Source organism: Pedobacter faecalis, assembly GCF_030182585.1.
Classification (GTDB): domain Bacteria; phylum Bacteroidota; class Bacteroidia; order Sphingobacteriales; family Sphingobacteriaceae; genus Pedobacter; species Pedobacter faecalis.
The window spans coordinates 2,698,843-2,721,134 of record NZ_JARXOW010000001.1 but is presented as its reverse complement, the minus strand read 5'-3'; the positions used below and the strand labels follow the sequence as shown (position 1 = coordinate 2,721,134).

Here is a 22,292-nt window from a genome sequence, read left to right as displayed (position 1 = left end):
TGCCTGTTTAAAATTCCATCAGGTAGGCTTTCAGAAAGCCATTTAGATCGCCGTCGAGCACTGCCTGCGGATTGGAGGTCTGGTAGTTGGTCCGGTGGTCTTTAACCCTGCGGTCGTCGAGCACGTAACTCCGAATCTGAGAGCCCCATTCTATTTTCTTTTTACTGCCTTCGATGGCGGCTACGGCTTCCATGCGCTTGCGCATCTCGATTTCATAGAGCTGCGACTTTAGCAAGCGGATGGCGTTTTCTTTGTTCTGAAGCTGTGAACGTGACTCCTGGTTCTTAATGATGATACCGGACGGTTTGTGATAAAGCCTGACTGCGGTTTCCACCTTATTTACGTTCTGCCCACCGGCCCCACCGGAACGGAACGTCTCAAATTCTATATCTGCGGGGTTAACCTCGATCTCTATGGTGTCGTCGACCAGCGGATAAACATACACTGAGGCAAATGAGGTATGCCTGCGCGCATTAGAATCGAAGGGAGAAATACGCACCAGGCGATGAACGCCGTTCTCGCCTTTGAGATATCCGTAGGAAAAGTCGCCCTGAAACTGGAGGGTCACGGACTTAACACCAGCAACCTCACCTTCCTGATAATCCTGCTCGGTGACCTTGTAGCCATTCTTCTCGCCCCACATAATATACATCCGCATAAGCATGCCTGCCCAGTCGCAGCTCTCCGTTCCGCCGGCACCGGCTGTGATCTGCATAACGGCCTGCAACTGATCTTCTTTGCTGCTCAGCATGTTCTTCAGTTCGAGTTCTTCTATGGTTTTCAGCGCCTTATCGAACTGCTCCTGCATTTCTTCGGCAGAAGCATCGCCTGCCTGAAAAAAGTCGAAAAGAACTTCTGTGTCTTCAAGAACAGCGTTGGCCTGCTGCCAGCCATCGGTCCATACTTTCTTGGAATTGATGGAAGCGAGAAGCTGTTCGGCTTTTTTGGGATCGTCCCAGAAGTTGGGATGGAGCGTCATCTGCTGCTCCACATGTATTTCCTCTAAACGTGCTTCGACGTCAAAGATGCCTCCTCAGGGAAGTTACTCTATCCCTTAAATCCTGAATTTGTTCTTTTGTCATAACTGCAAACTTAGAGAAAACCCCTACATTTACAAAAACACAATATTAATTATGCTTCCTACGGTCAATTTTACTGAAACAGCAGCTTATAAATACCTTGCTGACCATTTTATCGATATTAACGAAAAGAGCCTGAAAGAATTGTTTGCGGAGGATAAGGGCCGCTTTGAAAAATTTTCCATTTTATTTGAGGATATCCTGGTCGACTACTCGAAAAACAGGATTGATGATACCACACTGGCCTTACTGATACAGCTCGCTAAGGAATGTAAACTGGACGAGGCCATTAAGGCTATGTTTACCGGTGCCCGCATAAATCAGACAGAGGGAAGGCAGGTGCTTCATGTGGCCTTGCGTAAGCCGGCAGATAGTGCTCTGGAAGTGGAGGGCCGAAATATTGTTGCCGATGTGCACGCTGTCCTGAATAAAATGGAGAAGTTTAGTGATGCGGTGATTTCAGGTGCATGGAAGGGCTATACCGGAAAAGCCATCACTGATGTTGTGAATATTGGCATAGGTGGTTCAGATCTGGGTCCGGTTATGGTCACTGAAGCTTTAAAAGCTTACAAGAACCACCTGAACATGCATTTCGTGTCGAACATCGACGGCACGCATATCGCCGAAACGCTAAAACTGGTAAATCCGGAGACCACACTGTTCCTGGTGGCCTCGAAGACCTTTACCACACAGGAAACCATGACCAATGCGAATACAGCACGCGAATGGTTTCTGAACAGCGGCGCTTCCAAGGGCGATATTGCGAAACACTTTGCCGCCTTGTCTACAAACGCTAAGGATGTATCTGCGTTTGGTATTGACACCGAAAACATGTTTGAATTCTGGGACTGGGTAGGCGGACGGTATTCGCTGTGGAGTGCTATCGGATTGCCGATTGCGCTTAGCATCGGTTTTTCCAACTTCAGGCAGTTGTTGGAGGGGGCAAATGCAGCCGACGAACATTTTGAGAAGGAAGAGTTTGGCAGCAATATCCCAGTAATCCTCGGACTGATCGGTATCTGGTATATTAACTTCTACGGAGCTGAGACCCAAGCTATTTTACCATACGACCAGTATATGCACCGCTTTGCCGCTTATTTCCAGCAGGGCGATATGGAAAGCAACGGAAAACATGTGGACCGCAATGGCAATGAAGTGTCGTATGAAACAGGGCCAATTATCTGGGGTGAGCCGGGAACTAACGGTCAGCATGCTTTTTACCAGCTTATACACCAAGGGACAAGGCTTATTCCGTGCGACTTTATCGCTCCGGCGCAAAGTTTGAACCCGCTGGGCGACCACCATCCTATCCTGTTGTCTAATTTTTTTGCGCAAACAGAAGCGCTGATGAATGGAAAGACTCACGAGCAGGTGGTAGCAGAACTTGAGAAAGAGGGCAAGACTACCAGTGAGATTGAAAAACTGGCGCCTTTTAAAGTGTTTGAGGGTAACCGGCCAACGAATTCTATTTTACTGAGAAAAGTTACGCCACGCAGCCTGGGCAGTCTGATTGCTTTCTATGAGCATAAGATATTTATCCAGGGCATCATCTGGAACATCTTCAGTTTTGACCAGTGGGGTGTTGAACTTGGCAAGCAACTCGCCAAGAACATTCTGCCTGAACTCGCCGATGAGCAACCTGTTTCTTCGCACGATGCTTCTACAAACGGCCTGATCAACCAGTATAAAGCCTGGCGATAATGACCTTGGTTTTACAAAATTCGGCGCCGGAAGTTTAAACCATACCGGCGCTAATTTGTTCTAATACAATACCGTAGATATAAATTCGTATATTTATGATAAAGGGAGTTGTTATGAACACTATAAAGAATTTTTTGGTTGCTGTAGCTGTGCTGTTGGCGGGACATGCATCGGCGCAGACCGACAAAGCGACGACTGCGAGGCTGGTTGACGCTAAAACACTTGTTTTTAACGCCACAACCGCTATGCCGCTTGCCAATGCCGACATCAATGCTGTGCTTAGCAAGATACCTGGTGGACAGGGCGGAAACATCATGCTCAGCGGCGGACAATACCAGCTTGTGATTGGCAAGGACAGCATTGAAGCTCATCTCCCGTACTATGGAAGAGCCTTCAGTCCGCCAACACGCGATATTAATGATTCCGGGATCAAATTCAAGTCGAAAGACTTTGAGTACACCAGCAAAAAGAATAAGAAGGGAAACTGGATAATCAGCATTGATCCTAAAGACACCAGGGATGTGCAATCGATGACGCTGACCGTTACTCAGAACGGATATGCTTCACTTCACGTGAACAGCAATTACCGTCAGCCCATAAGTTTCAACGGTTTTATTTCCGAGCCGGCAAAGAAACAGGCTTCAAAATAATGAGGCGGCCTGTACTGGCTATTTTTTGGGTACTAAGACGATCTCAAAAAGTTTCGGCCATTTTTTGCCGGTAACGAAAAGGCGTTTGCCTTCCTTATCCCAGGCTATACCGTTTAAGACATCATTGGCTCTTTCGAATTCATCTTTGAAATAGCTTTTGCTGAGAAGGCCCTGAAGATTTATCTTTTTCTCCACAATCCCCGTAGCCGGATTAATCACAACGATATAGTCTTCCTGATAAACGTTGGCGTAAACTTTTCCGTCTATGTATTCCAGTTCGTTGATGTATGTTACTGCACCTTTGTTATCGTACACATCGATATAGGCTTCTTCCTTAAAGGTATCCTTGTTTAAGAAGTACAGGCGGTTAGTACCATCTGATTTGATCAGTCGGCTACCGTCGAAGACCAGGCCCCAGCCCTCTTTACTGTTTTCGTAAGGAAATGTGGAAAGCTGTTTGAGTGTTTTTGCTTCATACACAAAGCCCATATTGCTTCTCCAGGTAAGCATAACGATCTTATCCCCAACCAGGGTTGCACCCTCACCAAAGTATTGGTCAGCCAACTTTTCCATCTGCACCGGCTTACCGCTGGCTGGTTCTACCCATCTTAGTGTTGAGTGTCCTTCCTGCCCTGTGCTCTCCAGAAATAAGCCATTGTGATATTCCAGGCCTTGAGTGTAGGCGGAGGTATCGTGCGGATATTCCTTAACAATCTTGTAGGCATATTCTTCCGGAGGCAGACCTGAGTTCATCTGTACCTTTATTTCGAGTGTATCTTTATCGCCGTCCTTGTCTACAATAGCGGCAATGGTTTTAAAACCTACTGATAGCCCTTTGGTGCTGATCATGAAAGGTGCTGCGCCCTGGCCTGTACCCATACTTTTACCGTCAATCAGGTATTCGACCGACCCGATATCCTCACCTTTTGGCACATCAAGCTCCACTTTGATGTCCTGACCCAGGGGGAGGGACTGATCGGACATGGGCGACTTAAACCAGAGCGTTGAAACAGCCGGCCTATCCTGACAGGAGGCGGTAAACAACAGGGCTAGCAGTAAGCATACCATGGATAATGCGTTAGATGGTTTATTAAAAGTCTCAACTGGGCCAGAATGCATCTTCAATATGATTAATTTTATAAATGTCCTTATTTTCAAAAACAATTGCAATAACATCGAACCGAATCTCCTTCTGATGGTTCGTCATGTCTATATAAACGGACGAAGCGTACTCCAGTTGCCGTTCTTTATGGTAACTTACAAACTCTTCGGGCTGGCCGTAATCTACCGAGCTGCGTGTTTTCACCTCGACAAAGATCACCGTGCCCTCATAACTTGCAATCAGGTCAACTTCAGCGCGTCCGCATCGCCAGTTCATTTTAAGAATGGAATAGCCTAAATTTTCCAGATACTCCCGCGCAATCTGTTCTCCGCGCTTTCCCAGATCGTTGTGAAATGCCATTTATTTTATAATAACCGATCCAAGGTACTTCGATATTTCCCGTTCGACGCCCTTGATGAACGTATAACGCTGCATTAATATTTCCTGATTGGCGGCGTCTGTCTCGGTCCTGAGCTCCTGAAGCAGGCTGTCCAACATCCTTTCTACTTTGCGCTTTTTTAAATGAAAGAGGCCTCCAAGGATCGTCGCTTTTAGGTTCACCGTTTCGTCGCGCACGTAGATGAGATGCTTGTTATACCAGTTATCGCTCAAGGTATAGGGCGAAGTTGAAAGCGTAATGGCGAGATCAGCGATGTCGCGGTCGGGGCTTTTAATAAACTGACTGGCTACGGGGAGGTGACCACTATCTATTTCCTGCCGGTAGGTGTCGATGATCCGCACACAAAGTGGGTCTTCAAAGGTCACATCAGCCAGGTTCTGCACAATAAACGAACCTATGTACATGTTATCGATGTCGTCCCAGTTCACGAGCTCATGACCAAAGGCAAGCAGTAACCGCACAATTTCACGTTCCTGTATCTGATCATTATCGGCAGCAGCTTCAGTTGCTATACCAGAAAGCGGGTCAGGGTGCTCAAACAGATTGTCGGGAGGCATATCTCCAGAAAATGCTTCAGGAGCCTTAGCCTGGGGCGCAGCCTGACCAGTCTTCTTAAGCTTTGCTGCTCTGATCTTGTTAAGCTCAGACAGAAGCGTTCGTTCCTCGATCTGCAGCAGGTGGCTGCATTCACGGATAAATACCGAGGCTTTTATATCGTCTGGAATCTTCGCAATACTTTCCACGATGTCTCGTATGATACTCGCACGCCTGATGGGATCCTTTCCAGCCTCTTCGAGCAAGATGCCTGCCTTATAAAGAATAAAATCCTTCCGGTTGTTCTCTATGTATTTTCTGAACTCACCAGACCCTACATGGTGCATATAGGAATCGGGATCGTGGCCATCCGGAAACAGGACGACCTTGACATTGAGCCCTTCTTCAAGGATCATGTCCAGTCCGCGCAATGACGCCTTAATACCTGCGGCATCACCGTCGTACAGAATCGTCACATTCTGGCTGAACCTGCCAATCATCCTGATCTGCTCTGTGGTTAGCGAAGTACCAGAAGAAGCGACAACGTTTTCAATACCTGCCTGGTGTATCGACAGGACGTCGGCATATCCCTCTACCAGATAGCAGTTATCCGCATCACGTATGGCTTTCTTGGCATGATATAGGCCATATAGAACGTTGGACTTATGGTAAATATCGCTCTCCGGGGAGTTAACGTATTTAGGGACGTTTTTGTCGGTTTTTAAAGTACGTCCGCCAAAACCAATGATACGGCCTGTAAAGTTGTGGATGGGAAACATGACACGACCGCGGAAACGGTCGTACAACTTACCCTTGTCGTTCCGTATAGCCAGTCCGGTCTTTTCAAGGTATTCCTCGCGGTGTCCGGCATTGGCTGCATGCTGAATGAGCGCATCCCAGGCATCCGGGGAATAGCCCAACTGGAATTTTTTTATAATGTCTTCGCGAAAACCTCGCTCCTTAAAATAGCTAAGCCCTACCGCCTTGCCTTCCTGGCCGGACCAAAGCTCGGTGGCAAAGAACGACGCTGCATATTCCGATACAATGTACAGGCTTTCCCTCGCATTCTGGGCCTCAATGTATTGTGGCGATTGTACCGTTTCCTCTACTTCAATATTGTACTTGGCAGCCAGGTATCGAAGTGCTTCCGGATAAGAATACTTCTCGTGATCCATGATAAAATGGACCGCATCGCCACCTTTACCGCAGCCAAAGCATTTATATATGCCTTTGGCTACCGAAACATTAAATGAGGGGGTTTTCTCGTTGTGAAAGGGACAATTACCGATCAAACTGGAACCACGCTTTTTTAAAGCTACGAAATCACCAACCACCTCTTCAATACGGGCGGCATCCATGATTTTATTTATGGTGTCCTGGTTGATCACTTGCTAGGTTCCTATTTAACCAATGGCAGTAAACTATCGGCCACAGTTTTGTTCCCTTTCTCATTCAGGTGTACCCGATCAGTCGTAAGAATGCCGCGATCGTTGTCGCCCGGGTTGTTAGTCTTGGCATACTCCGTAAAAATGGTTCTCAGATCGCACAGTGGCAGGTTGTTTTTCGAAGCGATTTCACGTATTGCCCCTGAATATTTATCGAGATCGGTATCCATTTCGTTAGCACCATTTTTCTTTTCACCGATCACTGCTGGCGTGCAAAGGACGACTTTAGCGCCATTGTTCTGAATCTTCTTGATAAGTGCCTCGTAAAAACGGATAAACTTGTCGTAATCCGTGCCGGTCTTGCTCAGTTGTTTGTGCCAAACATCATTTACACCGATATAAATAACTACCAGGTCGGGCTTTTTATTAAGCACATCCTCTTCCATGCGGAGGTAAAGATCGTAAATTTTATTGCCTCCGATACCTGCGCCGATGACTTCATATTTGGCCGGATCGAGAGCCTTGCGGATGAGGTCGACATACCCTCCAGGCTGCACGCCGGCCTGAGTAATTGAATCTCCGAAAAAGATAATTTTTTTGGGTTTGAAGGTCATTGCCGACAGTAATACAACCACGGCGATGGCCAGGGTAACGGTAAGGGTTTTAGTAGCGGTTTTCATTGTGTTGGTTTATTAAGGTTAAGTATTGCTGGTCTGTTTACGAAGTTATAAAATTACTCGCCCTTTTCAAGCCGGTAATCCTTATGGACGATGAGAAAACTAGCGCGCTCTTCTTTCTTAAAAGGATGGTCCCAGTTTCCCTGATACGCAACTTTTGTGGGTAGTTTCTCACCCTCAAAATAGCTCATTTCTATGTTCATCTGCACATCAAAATCGAACAGCATATTTCCATACTTCATATCTACATACCTGCCCAGTATCTCGAAGTTTCGCTTGTCAAAGATGGTGGTCAGCGTCTTGATCATCAGTCCATTTTTGGTACCGCGGCTGATATCGTCTTTTACAGATACCGTGAAGCGGTACACCGGAATAGAATCAAGATAGGTTCCACTTTCATACTTATAGTCGTAATACTGACGCATGTTTGCCGTGAACAACTCCGTTTTATTGCCAATGAAAGGCAATCCTTTAATGGGCTTCCCAGGTGAAAACAAAAGCGTTCTAAGCTTGTCCTTGTAACTTTCGTTGGTACTGCCGGGTTTCCCCGCTGTTCCTGTAGCCTCCACATAAGGCGTCTGATAAGCGTTCAGAAATATGAAATCGAACATTTCGACCGTATAGAGCTGATACTTACCGTTCTTCTTATACACGTTACCCTGATCTGACTTAGCCAGATACTCCATTTTCTTAGGCCCCGAGTTGTAATGCTTGATTTTACGATACAACCGGCCATCTACCTTGTTCTGTTTGTTATATGTATAGATGTTGTTCTCGGCAATAAAGCTATAACGCTTCATTTCACGGAATGCCTGATAGAAGGTATTGTCATTGATAATGGCATTGATGAATGTTTCCACGCCGAACTTCTGCGCTTTGATGTTAATTACAGAATCGAGCTGTATGGTCTTGATCGTGTCTGGATTAAACCGCTCTATCTCCTGTGTATATGCTCGAACAGGCAAAAACGCCACTGCAAACAGCCATAAATACCTCATAAAATTTGTTGTTAATTACCCAACTGCTTCAGTGCAGCATAGGCCATTAAGCCGGTTGATAGCTGAAGTGCATCTTCGTCGATATCAAAATTTGGCGTATGTACAGAATACGTTGTATTTTTCGCTTTATTGCCTGTGCCCAGCCGATAAAAACATGCATTGGTGACCTGCGAATAATAGGCAAAATCCTCGGCGGCCATCCAGATGTCGAGGTCGACGACATTCTCTTTGCCCAGGTAATCTTCTGCAAATTCACGGACGTTAGCCGTTAATGCCGGTTCATTGATGAGAAACGGATAGCCGTCCATAATACGAAATTCACAACTGCCGCCCATACTCTCCGCCATGCCTTCAGCCATCTTTTTCATACGCAGCTTAGCCTCTCTTCGCCAGTCCTCATCAAGTGTACGAAACGTACCCTCTATCTTGACCTCGTTGGGGATAATGTTGGTAGCTCCGTTTGCCTCCACTTTACCAAACGAAAGGACAGAGGGCAATCTAGGGTCGGCATTGCGGCTTACTATCTGCTGAAGCGCTACAATAATATGCGATGCGATGAGGACGGGATCAATATTCTGATGTGGCTGTGCCCCATGTCCGCCTTTTCCTCTGACAGTCACATAAAGTTCATCAGTAGAAGCCATATAAATGCCCGACCGGAAACCTACCTTGCCTGCATCGATAAGCGGCATTACATGCTGACCGATGATGTTCTGCACTGGAGGACTTTCAAGAACACCCTCTTTAATCAGAATGCTGGCACCACCCGGAAGCAATTCTTCTGCGGGCTGAAAGATAAGTTTAACGGTTCCTGCAAACTTATCTTTTAGTGTATTTAGGATATATGCGGTACCGAGCAAAGAAGAACTGTGTACATCATGACCACATGCATGCATAACCCCAGCATTCTTTGACGCGTATGGCTTGTCATTTGCCTCCAAAATAGGCAAAGCATCCATATCCGCCCGCAGGGCGATAACGCGTTCTGACGGCAAAGCTCCTTCTATCAATGCCACTACACCGGTATCCGCCATCTCTTTAAAAGGAATCCCCCATTCGGAAAGCCTGGCTTTGATAAATGCAGACGTCTCATATTCTTTAAACGACAGTTCAGGATTCGCATGAAGATGCCTGCGATAACCCACCACCTGCTCAAAGATATCAGCAGACAACTGTTTGATCTGGTCTTTGTGTATCATTAGTATTCTAAGCTTGGTGCATTGATCTTCTCTCTGTAAATAAAGAGTGTAGGGAAGTCGGGTCTAAGCTCATTCATTAATCGCTGGGCTTCGAGCCTGGTACGAAAATCTCCTACTCTTAAATAATAATTCGGCTCCTTATAGGTGATGTAAGTATTTAAGGAGGGGTACAGTACTTTGAAGCGAGCCTGTTCGCTAAACACCTTCCGACGGTCTGATCCGTAAAATATCTGCACGCGGTAACCCGTCTGTGAAACAACCGGGCCTGGCTTTGGTGCTCCCGGACTGGCTGCTTTGGTACTGAGCTGAATTCTTTTGACAATAAGACTATCGATCATGGGATCTTTAATAACCGTGACAGTGCCGCGCGACTGCGAGAACAGCTGCAGTGAACAGAAACAAAAAATCAATATGACCGATAGTCTCATCTGAGTGCTTATTTATAGGCCGGCACCATGACAGTTCTTGAACTTCTTCCCGCTTCCGCATGGGCAGGGTTCATTCCGTCCTATAGTTACTTCTTTACGGACAGGCTGTTGAGGTGTCATTTCCCTGGTATCTTCCATTTCCGGCATACCCGAATTGCCCGACTGTGCAAACTCTGGCTTTGAGGTTTTAAGTTTAGCCGGTGCCGGACGTGGGGCTTGCTGAGCAACCCTTACATCGTTAGGGTCGGCCTGGACGGGGATGCCGCCCTTAAACAGGAAGCTTACTACCTCCTTATTAACAGCATTCAGCATGTTTTTAAACAGATTGAAAGCTTCCATTTTATAAATAATCAGCGGATCTTTCTGCTCGTACACAGCGTTCTGCACGGACTGCTTTAACTCATCCATTTCACGCAAATGTTCCTTCCATGACTCGTCGATCAAGGCTAACACTATTGTCTTTTCGAAAGACTTTGTGACCTCCCGGCCGTTGTTCTCAATCGCTTTCTTTAAACCGACCGGAACCTGGACATGTCTCAATCCATCTGTAAAAGGCACAACAATCTGCTCAATCTGCTCGCCTCTTTCGGCATAAACCTGCTTAAGCACCGGCAAGGCCTGCTCAATAATGGCGTCTGACTTACGTACATAAAACGCGCTCACCTCATCAAACAGCTTTTCTGTCAGGAGCGCGATGTTTTTAGAACCGAATTCAGCCTCGTCAATAGTTGTATCAGCTGAGAAGTTTTTGATCACCTCCAGCTTAAATCCTTCATAGTTGCCTGCTTCTTTATATTCAGTAACAATATCTTCTGCAACATCAAAAGTCATGTTGCTCATGTCTACATCCAGACGGTCGCCAAACAACGCATTACGGCGTTTTGCATAGATTACCGAACGCTGAGAATTCATGACATCGTCATACTCCAGCAAGCGCTTACGGATACCGAAGTTGTTCTCTTCTACTTTTTTCTGTGCACGTTCTATGGACTTGGTAATCATAGAATGCTGAATCACTTCACCGTCTTCAATGCCCATGCGCACCATGATATTAGAAATCCGTTCCGACCCGAAAAGCCTCATCAGGTTATCTTCCAGGGAGACAAAGAACTGGGAAGAACCGGGATCGCCCTGCCGGCCTGCGCGACCACGCAACTGCCTGTCGACCCGCCGCGATTCATGTCGCTCAGTACCTACAATCGCCAAACCTCCGGCCTCTTTAACGCCCGGACCCAATTTGATGTCGGTACCACGGCCCGCCATGTTGGTAGCAATGGTAACCTGACCCGGTTGACCTGCTTCAGCAACAATGTCCGCTTCCTTCTGGTGCATTTTTGCGTTCAGTACGTTATGCTTAATCCCTCTGAGTTTAAGCATGCGACTAAGTAACTCGGATATTTCCACAGAAGTGGTACCCACCAGGACCGGCCTGCCTGCTTCAGTCAGTTTTACGATCTCTTCGGCTACGGCGTTATACTTCTCCCTTACGGTGCGGTATACATAATCCTGATGATCCTTTCTGGAGATTGGCCGGTTGGTTGGTATCTCCACAACGTCGAGTTTATAAATAGACCAGAACTCCCCAGCCTCCGTTGTTGCCGTACCTGTCATACCGCAAAGCTTGTGGTACATCCTGAAAAAGTTTTGCAGGGTAACCGTTGCGTATGTCTGTGAAGCATCTTCTACTTTAACATTCTCCTTTGCTTCGATTGCCTGGTGTAATCCATCAGAATAACGGCGCCCGTCCATAATACGGCCGGTCTGCTCATCAACGATCTTAATTTTACCTTCATCAATGATATACTCCACATCCTTCTCGAAAAGCGTATAGGCTTTTAACAATTGGTTTACGGAGTGAATGCGTTCTGCTTTGATAGAATAATCACGCATCAGGGCATCCTTCTGCGTAATCTTGTCCTCGTTGCTTAATGAAGATTTTTCTATATCGGCGATGGCTGTACCAACATCCGGCAAAACAAAGAATTGCGGATCTTCACCTGATTTGGTAATCAGTTCTATTCCCTTTTCTGTCAATTCGACCTGATTATTTTTTTCATCAATGTGAAAATACAGCTCTGCATCCACTTTGGGCATATTCTTCGACTGATCTGCCATATAGTGATGTTCCGTTTTTAACAAAGTCTGCTTTACGCTGCCTTCACTTAAAAACTTAATGAGTGCTTTATTTTTAGGCAAACCGCGATAAGCGCGCAATAATGCAAGTCCGCCTTCCCCTTCTTCGGGGCCGGGTTTACCATCATTGATCAATTTCTTGGCTTCGTTTAATGCACGTGTAACGAATTCCTTCTGGGCTGTAACCAAACGTTCAATTCTTGGCTTCAGCTCATAGAACTCATGCTGATCACCAAATGGGACAGGACCTGAGATAATTAAAGGGGTACGTGCATCGTCGATAAGTACAGAGTCGACCTCATCTACCATGGCAAAATGCAGTTTGCGCTGTACCAACTGATCAGGCGTTTGCGACATGTTGTCGCGCAGATAATCGAAACCAAACTCATTATTTGTGCCATATGTGATGTCGGCCAGATACGCATTTCTGCGTTCCTGAGAGTTAGGTTCGTGTTTGTCGATACAATCAACTTTTAAACGGTGGAATTCAAACAGCGGACCGTTCCACTCAGAGTCACGACGTGCAAGGTAGTCGTTGACCGTAACGATATGAACACCCTGGCCGGCAAGGGCATTAAGGTAAGCAGGTAATGTACTAACCAAGGTTTTACCCTCACCAGTAGCCATCTCCGCAATTTTACCTTCATGCAACACCATACCCCCGATCAACTGCACATCGTAATGAACCATGTTCCATACTACGTCATTCCCTGCGGCTTCCCATTTGTTGGCCCACACAGCTTTATTACCAATGATGGTCACGTTTTTCCTTCTGGCAGCATATTCCCGGTCAAAGTCGGTCGCGGTAACCTCTAGGTCGCCTTGAGAAAAACGCCTTGAAGTTTCCTTTACCACGGCAAAGGCCTCGGGCAATATTTGCTTTAAGACTACCTCTAACGCTTTATCTCTTTCTTTGGCAAGAGCATCAATCTGGTCGTACAACGCTGTCTTTTCAGAGAGGCCCTTCTCAGGCTGTTCTGCCTCGTGTTTCAGTACCTCCATTTTGCCATCTATTTCTGTGAGGGCAATGGCGATGGTCTCCTTAAATTCGGCTGTTTTACTTCGCAACTCGTCATTACTAAGTGTTGCAAGCTTCGCATAAGCTTCGTTGATCTGACTTACTACCGGCTGTATCGCCTTTATATCTCTTTCTGATTTACTTCCAAATATCTTGGCTAAAAATCCTAACATGTTTTTGTGTTTGTATAAAAATTAAATGATTGCCCACAACAACCAATCCAGTCTGTGAACACCGGTGCCTGAGGGGATTTAACAACCGCCAATGCGGCCACGCGTATCAATGAATAAAGATTTAAGGACTGTTATTTTTGGGCTTAGCGCGAATGGTAAGGTCGGCGACAATACTATTACGATGCGTATATTTTAGCAGACGAAGCGTTGGCTGAATGCCAATGGTTGACAGTGCGCTGTATGATAAGAAGAAGGGGTAAGTATGTGCATCGCCACTGCGCTCTGCCCGTGCGGCTACTTCATAAGCTGCAGATTGCTGCTTATTGCAATATTTTTCGGCAACAAGCCTAAGCCCTTCAACACGCTCGGCTTTTGCCAAATGTGCAAGACTGAAAAATACAAGAGATAGAGTAACAATATGTCTCATGCCGCCGGCAAATCTAATTTTAATCTTTCACATACCGAAATCTAAGCGGTATATTTGCGGTTTAGCGACATTTAAACCACACACACCAATGAATATATTGTTATTAGGATCAGGAGGCAGAGAAAGCGCATTTGCGTGGAAAATCAGTCAGTCGGAACATTGCAGTCAATTGTTCATTGCCCCAGGAAACGGCGGCACCGGCGCTTACGGCAAGAATGTCCCCCTGAACATTAACGACTTCGAGGCAGTTAAACGTCTCGTAACAAAGGAAAATATTCAAATGGTCGTTGTAGGCCCGGAGGAACCACTGGTTAAAGGCATACACGATTTTTTCACAAACGATCCGGCAATTGCGCATATTCCTGTAATTGGGCCAAAAAAAGAAGGCGCTATCCTTGAAGGCAGCAAGGACTTCTCTAAGCAATTTATGGCACGTCATGGTATACCCACGGCAAGTTCGCGCTCCTTCACTAAGGAAACGCTTGCAGAAGGCATCGCTTATCTGCAGGATCATGCCCTCCCCGTGGTATTGAAGGCCGACGGGCTTGCGGCGGGGAAAGGCGTACTTATTCTGGAAAACACAGCAGAAGCCCAACAGGAACTGGAACTCATGCTTAGCGGCAAATTTGGCGAGGCAGGCACAACAGTGGTTATAGAAGAATTCCTGACAGGTATCGAATTGTCGGTATTTGTCCTTACAGATGGAGAAAATTATGTAATACTGCCTGAAGCAAAAGATTACAAGCGGATAGGACAGGGAGACACTGGCCTGAATACCGGCGGAATGGGATCGGTATCGCCGGTTCCATTCGCGGACGAAGCCTTTCTCAGCGAAATAGAGCAAAGCATCATCATTCCGACAGTGGAAGGGCTTAAGAAAGATGGAATAGACTATACCGGCTTTATCTTTTTCGGTTTGATAAAGGTGGGTGACAAACCTTATGTGATCGAATACAACTGCCGGATGGGTGATCCGGAAACGGAGAGTGTGATACCCCGAATTGAAAGCGACCTTGTGGAACTGTTCATGGCAGCGGCAAAAAAGAATCTTGACAACTTCAGATTGCAGATAAGCGATAAGCATGCAGCGACCGTTATGATTGTTGCAGGTGGATACCCTGGCGATTACGAAAAAGGAAAGGCTATCTCCGGAATAGAGAACGTAAGGGAATCACTCGTATTTCATGCGGGAACTTCATTGGAAGGCGGCATTGTTAAAACCAATGGAGGCAGAGTTATTGCAGTAACCAGTTTACAAGACGATCAGTTTCAGGCTTTACAGTCTGCTACAGCGGATGCCGCCCGGATATATTTCGATGGAAAGTATTTTCGTGAAGATATTGGGTTTGATTTGATATAAAAAAAGCCCTGGTTTCCACCAGGGCTTTTTTTATATAGAAACTTCGGCAGTTTATTTGGATGCTGATGCGCCCAACACTTCGGCAAGCTTTGATTGCAGTTCTTCTCCACGTATATTTTTAGCAATGATCTTTCCAGTAGGATCTATCAGAAAGTTAGCCGGAATGGCGCGGATACCATACATTTTTGATGCAGCGTTGTCCCATCCTTTTAGATCAGACACATGCGTCCAGGTCAGGCCATCTTTTTCGATCGCAGCCAACCATGCATCTTTTTTACCAGGATTGTCTAAAGAGACACCCAGGACTGTAAATTTCTTGTCTTTGTAAGTATTGTAGGCTTTTACCACGTTGGGGTTTTCAGCCCGGCAAGGGCCACACCAAGATGCCCAGAAATCTAACAGGACGTATTGACCTTTGAAATCTGACAGCTTAACCGGCTTATCGTTTACATCATTCTGCGTAAAGTCCATCGCCATTGCGCCAATGGCTGTCGCTTTACCTGCCGCAAGAAGCTGCGCCAGGTCTTTGCCTGATTGAGTAGCTTTCAATGAAGGGCTAAGCGCAGCGTATGCCTTTTCTACATCTGCAGCAAGCTCAGGCTCCGACGCAAGTTGCGAAAGCGCGGAGAGGCTGATGTAGGATTTTGGATTGCCTTTTGCAAAATTCAATTGTATAGGTTTGACCTGCTCCTGCAGAGACATATATTTATCGCGGAGCGCTTTTTCCTGTACCTTGCGCTCTTCGGGAGATAGCGCTGCGTATTGAGCATTCACCGCCATCATTTGATCCGAAAGTGACTTGGTTAAGGCCTTCAGTTTTTTTTCATCATCATTAACAACTGAACCGGTGATTACAATGTTCTTCAGAGAATCAGCGGCAGTTACTTTCATTGCCGCCGGCTCAATATATAGGGAAGCAAGATCGAGTCTCTCACCCTGGGCCGGCCGGTTTACGTAAGGATTTTTATTAAGGAACAGATTGCCTCTTGCGGGCTCAGCCAACGTGCCCTTAAAGCCAAACTTTCCGTTGCTTACGACAGCAGAATCTGTGACTTCCTCGCCGGCTGCCCGATAAACCAGGTAAACCTTATCTCCGGTTTTCAGCCCTTTAACGTCTCCGTTAATAGTAAAGGGTTTTTGGGCAAGCACCGCTAACGGCAACAATGCCACAGCGGATAATACTAATTTTTTCATGAGTTATTGTGTTAGTTCTTTTAAGTTAATCCAAATATAAGTCGGAATCAGCATAATAACGTAAAATATGCTGTAAAATTATAGTAGCTTTTGATAGGTGCGCCACCACAGATCCGGCATTTCACCTTCTACGGCAAGAGTATAATCCTCATAACGGCAAGGCACGAGATGAAAGCGTTCATTTTTCGATATTCCGGCAGGATACGGCACCTGCATCCACCAACGATCAGACTTCTTGCTTTTAACAAATAACATTTCACCACTTCCGTCGCTTAAACTTGCCCGGTATATCAGATACTGGGATTTCGGCACCAACGGAAAATCTTTTTTCCGATTGTAAAATCCATCGATGAAATACCATATAATCTGCGCCAGCAGCATGGCAGTTTGCCCATTTTGGTCGAAAGCGGGATTAAACTCGTAAAAACCTATTGAGGTAAGCTTATCGCTCATACCCGCATAACGCGAAATCTGGCAGGCCTGTTCACCATAAAACCCGTTAGGTCCCGCATTGGCATTCGCCGCCGCATCGGATGAGCGAACCGCGCCTATATCAAAACTGATCATGCTGGCATTTCTCAGTATCGGCTCAGTAAGTGAGATATCGCCGGAGAACTCTCCAAGGCGGTGAACATCAAAATAGAGCTTGCTCATTACTTTCAGACTTTCCTGGTTGACGAAGTAGGTCTGGTAGCCGATATTGCTGAAGTTGAAGAGGTAATTAGGTTGATGCAGCAGTATTTTATTGAGGTATGTATCGGATCTTGCTGCCAGACCTTCCCCATCTTCTTCATCCAAATCAAACTTACTGTCAACCACTACGAGATCCACTTTTTGCTCAAGACTTTCATAAGCAAGGTATTGAGCATAGGTGATGTCCTGCCCGCCGCCAATGATCACCGGAGTAATACTCAGTTTGATAAGTTCAGAAACTGTAGTCTTGACGGCCACATAAGTATCCGATATAGCCGCACCTGCTTTGATGTTGCCCAGATCGACAATTCTGGTTGGATTGGGTCCTTCATTGAGGCTATAAAATTTCTCCCGGAAATAGTCAGGCCCGAGTGCACAACCCTGGTTATTCACAGCAGCACGGTCATCCTGTACACCTATAAGCGCGATATCGTATTCCCCATCGGAAAGGTCAGGAAACTCGCCCGTATAAAATGTCACTTTAGCACCCATCTGACTTGACAAAAAGCCTCTTCCTGGTGTAAAGCTGTTGATATCCAGTGGTAAAAAAAAATCTGATAATGACATATAAGGCTTAAATGTATGCGGTCAAATATCTATTTTTGGGGGGATATTTTAACAAACATCCTAAAAAAATTGCAATGATATTAGTTACGGGTGCTACGGGATTTCTGGGTGCAGAATTGGTTCATCAGCTTACCCGTTCGGGCACGTATGTGAAAGCCCTTAAACGAGAGCATTCAACGATTCCATCTCTCATTGCGAGCAATAACGCGATCGAGTGGATAAATGCAGATATCAATGACGTGGCTAACCTTGAAGATGTCTTTAGCGGAATTACGCAGGTATATCACTGCGCTGCATTAGTATCGTTCAGGCCGGCAGACAAAAGCCGTCTGTTCAGGATCAACATAGAGGGAACGGCAAACATTGTAAATCTCTGCCTGCAAAATGGCGTGCGTTTACTTCACGTCAGTTCCGTGGCGGCACTCGGCGATTCAAAAAGCGGCAAAATGATCACAGAGGAAGACTTCTGGGAATATGGAACAAAAACGCATGCGTATGCTGAATCGAAATATGAGGCGGAAATGGAGGTGTGGCGGGGTATTGCTGAGGGACTGGACGCAGTGATCGTTAACCCGTCTGTGATCATTGGTGGCGGCACTGGATTTAACGGCAGCGGCCAACTGTTTAAGCTTATTAAAGATGGCTTCAGCTTCTACACAAGGGGGGCCACGGGACTGGTAGATGTCGAAGACGTTGCCAGAATCATGATCCTCGCCATGCAAAGCAATCATACTGCCGAACGATATATTATATCGGCCGAAAACTATCTTTATCAAAACCTTTTCAAAGAAATAGCTGATGGATTTGGCGTAAAGCCACCAACAATAGAAGCAAAGCCCTGGATGATGAAGGTTGGCTGGATGCTCGGAAAATTCCGGTCATTGCTAAGCGGAAAGTCCTCAAGCCTCACCCGCGATGCGATAAAGAGCAGCATTACCAAAAGCTATTACGACAATGACAAAGCGCGTAAAACTTTTAACATAACGTTTAAGCCGCTAAGCCAGAGCATTGCTGAGACATGCTCGGCACTTCAATTTAAATAACCACATGAAACAGAGAAACTTTTACATTATCGATTTTGACAGCACCTTCACGCAGGTAGAGGCGCTTGACGAACTTGCGCGGATCTCACTTAAAAATCATCCTGATCGCGAGGCAATATTCCAAAAAATCGAAGAGTATACGAATATGGCTATGGAAGGCAGGCTCTCCTTCGGGGAAAGCCTGAGCCAGCGGGTAAAATTACTTGAGGCAAACGAAGACCACCTTAAACAATTAATCACCCGGCTCAAGAAGAAAGTGTCGGCTTCCTTTTCACGAAACGCTGAATTCTTCAGAAAACATGCAGACGAAGTGCTGATTGTTTCGGGCGGATTCAAGGAATTTATAATCCCGGTCGTGAGCCGCTACCATATCAAGAAAGAAAATATCTATGCAAACACGTTTATAACGAATGGTGACGGGCAGATCATTGATTATGACCACGCAAATCCACTCAGCGAAGAGGGCGGTAAGGTAAAACTGATGCAGCAACTTGATCTCAAAGGCGACCTTTACGGGATCGGAGATGGTTATTCGGACTTTCAACTCCGGGAAAGCGGATTAATCAAAAAGTTCTATGCATTCACAGAGAACATCTCCAGAGCAAACATCATAGAAAAAGCCGACCATGTTACGCCAAGCTTCGACGAATTCCTATATGTAAATAACCTGCCGAGGGCTATCTCCTATCCTAAAAACCGAATCCTTTGCCTGGTTCTCGGCGATGCCGATCCGCTAAGCATCGAACTACTCAAGAAAGACGGCTTTTCCATCCGGCACAAACCTACGTTTGAAGAAAAATACGTCGCAGATGTGCATATGATCTTACTCGCTAATGGCGAAAAAATTGATCCGGAAACGCTGAAGCGTGCCGTGAAACTAAAAACGGTTGGGTATTTGGGCAACGCGCGAAACCGGGTAGATGCTGCGCTCTGCGTACAGCAAGGCGTTGTTCTCTTTGACGACCCTAAGGGCAACCCGCGCAACTACACCTTCATACCCAAACGTATGATCGACTTTATGAACACGGGCACCACCTATCTGAGCAGTAATTTTCCGAACCTGCAACTGCCGAGAATTGAAAGGTCCCACAGACTGATTCATATCCACAAGAACGTCCCTGGTATAATGGCCAAAATAAATACGGTGTTTGCCAAACATGACATTAACATTGTGGGGCAGTTCCTGATGACGAATCCGGAGATTGGATATGTGATTACAGATATCAATACTCAATATGACAAGCAGTTATTCAAATCGCTTAAAAAGATTGAACATACGATAAAATTCAGGGTTTTATATTAAGGTTATGCTTCGCTTTGTTAACTTTGATGCCACTAACTTATTTACATGGAGTTAACCCCTCAAATTATTGAAAAGCTGAATAAGCTCCAGGAGAAGTATGAGGCTATGGGACAGGACATGTCTGCCTACCTGGATGGCCTGCTTCATGCCGATTTTCTTACCTACTGGGATTATATACACCTGGATACCCTTCTAAGCCTTCAAAGCCCGAAAACCTCTTTCCCCGATGAAGAAATCTTCATCATGTATCACCAGATCACAGAGCTCTACTTCAAACTTGCGTTACATGAGTGCAAACAAATATCCGGACATCCGGAACTTAGCGTAAAGTTCTTCACTGATCGGGTGAAGCGGATCAACGCCTATTTCAACGCGCTGGTAACGTCCTTTGAGGTCATGGTAAACGGAATGGAGAAAGAGCAATTCCTCAAATTCCGGATGTCCTTATTACCAGCAAGCGGCTTCCAGTCGGGGCAGTACCGAATGATTGAGATAAGCGCTACTGAATTCATAAGGTTAGTAGACAAGAGTAAGCGGGAGGTGCTAACAGGAGCCTCCATTGATGAGCAGTTTGAGCACATCTACTGGAAATTTGGTGCTACAGAACTTTCCAGCGGAAAACAGACGCTCACGCTGAAGCAATTTATTGGAAAATATGCAGACCAGTTCCTGCAACTTGCTAAAGACCGGCAGCATACCAATTTCACAGCGCTTTACCGTAAGCTTGAAAATTCAGGCCAGGATCTATCGGAGCTGGCAGAAGAACTTAGAAAACTTGACATCTTCGTAAACGTTGAGTGGCCACTGTCTCATTATAAATCGGCCGTGAGGTATCTTGAGCGGGATCCCGTCGACATCGCCGCAACCGGCGGTACTAACTGGCAAAAGTATCTGCCGCCGCGCTTTCAGAAGCGGATCTTCTATCCTTTTCTTTGGACAGAACAACAGATGGACGAATGGGGAAAGGGCTGGGTACTAAGTGTTCTTAAAGATTTAAGGGCTACCAGCTGAGCCAGCTCATTGGTACTTAGGCTATTTATTGTTATTTTTGCGCTATATTATTTAAACTCATGAACGAGACGTTGGACATCACGATCACACAAGCTGATCAAAGCAGATTAACGGGAACTGATTTTTCGCAGTTGCCCTTCGGGAAAGTATTCTCCGATCACATGTTTATTGCTGAATACAAGGATGGCGAGTGGTCAAACCTGCAGGTCCTGCCTTACGGTCCTATTCCAATGAGCCCTGCTATATCTGCCTTGCACTACGGACAGGCAATATTTGAGGGACTAAAAGCTTATCGCCAGGCCAACGGGAAGATCAATGTTTTCAGAGCCGATAAAAATCACGAACGTTTTAATAAATCCGCTCACCGGATGGCTATGCCCGCCATCCCCAGGGAGATTTTTATGCAAGGCATCGCTGCGCTTCTTGATATCGACGAAAAATGGATTCCTTCGCAGGATGGATATTCCCTGTATATTCGTCCGGTGATGTATGCAACGGATCCTTATTTGGGCGTGAGAGCATCTGACACATATACGTTTGCATTGCTCACTACACCCACAGGACCATATTACAGTCAGCCACTTAAGGTTAAGATTGAAACTGAATATACACGCGCAGACGACGGAGGAGTTGGCTTTGCTAAAACAGCTGGTAATTATGCCCGCTCTTTATATCCATTTGCGGAAGCACAAAAAGAAGGTTATGACCAGCTTATCTGGACAGATGCCGCAACACATGAGTATATCGAAGAAGCGGGAACAGCGAACCTGATATTTGTGATCAATGGCAAGCTTGTCACACCATCAGTAAGAAGCACTGTTCTGGATGGGGTTACCCGCGACACTATTTTGACGCTGGCGAAGAAAGCAGGAATCGAAGTTGAAGAACGCCGTGTAAGCGTAAAAGAAATCATCGAAGGAATTAACGAGGGCTCTGTCACGGACGCCTTCGCCGCAGGTACTGCCGCTACGGTTACTCCTATTGGAGAGATTGGGTATCAGGGCTCCCTTTATAAACTTTCTGACCCGGCCTCCCGTACAATCTCATCTGGAATAGCTAAAACCCTTAACGACATCCGATACGGCCTCAGTGAAGACGAGTTTGGCTGGAACTGGACGATCTAAACCAAAAACACTTTATCACTCAAAAAGGCGCATTAACATTGCGCCTTTTTGAGTATTTTAGCCCTTTACTGCCGCAAAACCAAACAAGCCCGC

At 46.0% G+C, this 22,292-nt stretch carries 19 protein-coding genes; 7 read left to right on the top strand and 12 right to left on the bottom strand.

The features are described 5' to 3' along the window. Window positions 1-7: 7 nt before the first annotated feature. Window positions 8-1,082 (bottom strand): peptide chain release factor 2 gene (prfB, locus tag QEP07_RS12355; protein WP_256002075.1). Its coding sequence is split into 2 segments (ribosomal slippage): window positions 8-1,021 and window positions 1,023-1,082, totalling 1,074 coding nucleotides; the frame shifts between segments, so codons are not numbered across the junction. 51 nt (window positions 1,083-1,133) lie between these two features. Between prfB and pgi the strand changes: the two genes are divergently transcribed. Next, the gene (pgi, locus tag QEP07_RS12350; protein WP_285010432.1) at window positions 1,134-2,780 is read left to right on the top strand and encodes a glucose-6-phosphate isomerase; all 1,647 of its coding nucleotides are present in this window, start codon (window positions 1,134-1,136) and stop codon (window positions 2,778-2,780) included. A 113-nt stretch (window positions 2,781-2,893) separates the two neighbouring features. Beyond that, complete coding sequence (locus QEP07_RS12345; protein ID WP_285010430.1) at window positions 2,894-3,430, top strand: DUF4251 domain-containing protein; 537 nt, start codon at window positions 2,894-2,896, stop codon at window positions 3,428-3,430. A gap of 18 nt (window positions 3,431-3,448) precedes the next feature. Here the strand turns inward: QEP07_RS12345 and QEP07_RS12340 are convergent, their stop codons facing one another. The 9 genes from QEP07_RS12340 to QEP07_RS12300 all read right to left on the bottom strand — a co-directional run bounded on the left by QEP07_RS12340 (window position 3,449) and on the right by QEP07_RS12300 (window position 13,904). Next, window positions 3,449-4,498, bottom strand: a complete 1,050-nt coding sequence (locus tag QEP07_RS12340; RefSeq protein ID WP_285010428.1) for a glutaminyl-peptide cyclotransferase — start codon at window positions 4,496-4,498, stop codon at window positions 3,449-3,451. A 31-nt stretch (window positions 4,499-4,529) separates the two neighbouring features. After that, on the bottom strand, window positions 4,530-4,892 hold the full coding sequence (locus tag QEP07_RS12335; protein WP_285010426.1) for a YraN family protein: 363 nt from the start codon (window positions 4,890-4,892) through the stop codon (window positions 4,530-4,532). Then, window positions 4,893-6,854: a DNA primase gene (gene dnaG / locus QEP07_RS12330; RefSeq protein WP_285010425.1), complete on the bottom strand. Its 1,962-nt coding sequence runs from the start codon at window positions 6,852-6,854 to the stop codon at window positions 4,893-4,895. A gap of 11 nt (window positions 6,855-6,865) precedes the next feature. Further along, window positions 6,866-7,531, bottom strand: a complete 666-nt coding sequence (locus QEP07_RS12325; RefSeq protein ID WP_285010423.1) for an SGNH/GDSL hydrolase family protein — start codon at window positions 7,529-7,531, stop codon at window positions 6,866-6,868. 53 nt (window positions 7,532-7,584) lie between these two features. Then, window positions 7,585-8,526, bottom strand: coding sequence for a hypothetical protein (locus tag QEP07_RS12320; protein ID WP_285010421.1), 942 nt, complete (start codon window positions 8,524-8,526; stop codon window positions 7,585-7,587). 11 nt (window positions 8,527-8,537) lie between these two features. After that, window positions 8,538-9,725 (bottom strand): M20 metallopeptidase family protein, encoded by a 1,188-nt coding sequence (locus QEP07_RS12315; RefSeq protein WP_285010419.1) that lies wholly within the window; start codon window positions 9,723-9,725, stop codon window positions 8,538-8,540. Next, a complete protein-coding gene (locus QEP07_RS12310) occupies window positions 9,725-10,153 on the bottom strand; it encodes an SPOR domain-containing protein (RefSeq protein ID WP_285010417.1) in 429 nt (142 codons plus the stop codon). Before QEP07_RS12310 ends, QEP07_RS12315 begins: the two co-directional genes overlap by 1 nt. Window positions 10,154-10,165: 12 nt before the next feature. Then, window positions 10,166-13,477 carry a preprotein translocase subunit SecA gene (secA, locus tag QEP07_RS12305; RefSeq protein WP_285010416.1) on the bottom strand — a complete coding sequence of 1,104 codons (3,312 nt, stop codon included), beginning with the start codon at window positions 13,475-13,477 and terminating at the stop codon, window positions 10,166-10,168. Window positions 13,478-13,598: 121 nt separating this feature from the next. Next, complete coding sequence (locus tag QEP07_RS12300; RefSeq protein ID WP_256002086.1) at window positions 13,599-13,904, bottom strand: hypothetical protein; 306 nt, start codon at window positions 13,902-13,904, stop codon at window positions 13,599-13,601. An 88-nt stretch (window positions 13,905-13,992) separates the two neighbouring features. Here QEP07_RS12300 and purD point away from each other — a divergent pair, with 88 nt between their 5' ends. Continuing rightward, a complete protein-coding gene (gene purD, locus QEP07_RS12295; protein ID WP_285010414.1) occupies window positions 13,993-15,264 on the top strand; it encodes a phosphoribosylamine--glycine ligase in 1,272 nt (423 codons plus the stop codon). Window positions 15,265-15,315: 51 nt separating this feature from the next. Here the strand turns inward: purD and QEP07_RS12290 are convergent, their stop codons facing one another. Both QEP07_RS12290 and QEP07_RS12285 read right to left on the bottom strand, forming a co-directional pair. After that, complete coding sequence (locus QEP07_RS12290) at window positions 15,316-16,458, bottom strand: TlpA disulfide reductase family protein (RefSeq protein ID WP_285010412.1); 1,143 nt, start codon at window positions 16,456-16,458, stop codon at window positions 15,316-15,318. Between the two features lie 78 nt (window positions 16,459-16,536). After that, window positions 16,537-17,718: a formimidoylglutamase gene (locus tag QEP07_RS12285; RefSeq protein WP_285010410.1), complete on the bottom strand. Its 1,182-nt coding sequence runs from the start codon at window positions 17,716-17,718 to the stop codon at window positions 16,537-16,539. Window positions 17,719-17,792: 74 nt separating this feature from the next. Here QEP07_RS12285 and QEP07_RS12280 point away from each other — a divergent pair, with 74 nt between their 5' ends. Genes QEP07_RS12280 through QEP07_RS12265 form a run of 4 tightly spaced genes read left to right on the top strand, consistent with a single transcriptional unit; the run spans window position 17,793 to window position 22,199 of the window. Continuing rightward, window positions 17,793-18,761, top strand: coding sequence for an NAD-dependent epimerase/dehydratase family protein (locus QEP07_RS12280; RefSeq protein WP_285010409.1), 969 nt, complete (start codon window positions 17,793-17,795; stop codon window positions 18,759-18,761). Window positions 18,762-18,765: 4 nt separating this feature from the next. After that, entirely contained in the window at window positions 18,766-20,064 is a 1,299-nt protein-coding gene (locus QEP07_RS12275; RefSeq protein ID WP_285010408.1) for an HAD-IB family phosphatase, read from the top strand. A 45-nt stretch (window positions 20,065-20,109) separates the two neighbouring features. Continuing rightward, entirely contained in the window at window positions 20,110-21,075 is a 966-nt protein-coding gene (locus QEP07_RS12270; protein WP_285010407.1) for a tryptophan 2,3-dioxygenase family protein, read from the top strand. A 59-nt stretch (window positions 21,076-21,134) separates the two neighbouring features. Next, window positions 21,135-22,199 carry a branched-chain amino acid aminotransferase gene (locus tag QEP07_RS12265; RefSeq protein ID WP_285010405.1) on the top strand — a complete coding sequence of 355 codons (1,065 nt, stop codon included), beginning with the start codon at window positions 21,135-21,137 and terminating at the stop codon, window positions 22,197-22,199. The last annotated feature ends 93 nt before the right edge of the window (window positions 22,200-22,292 follow it).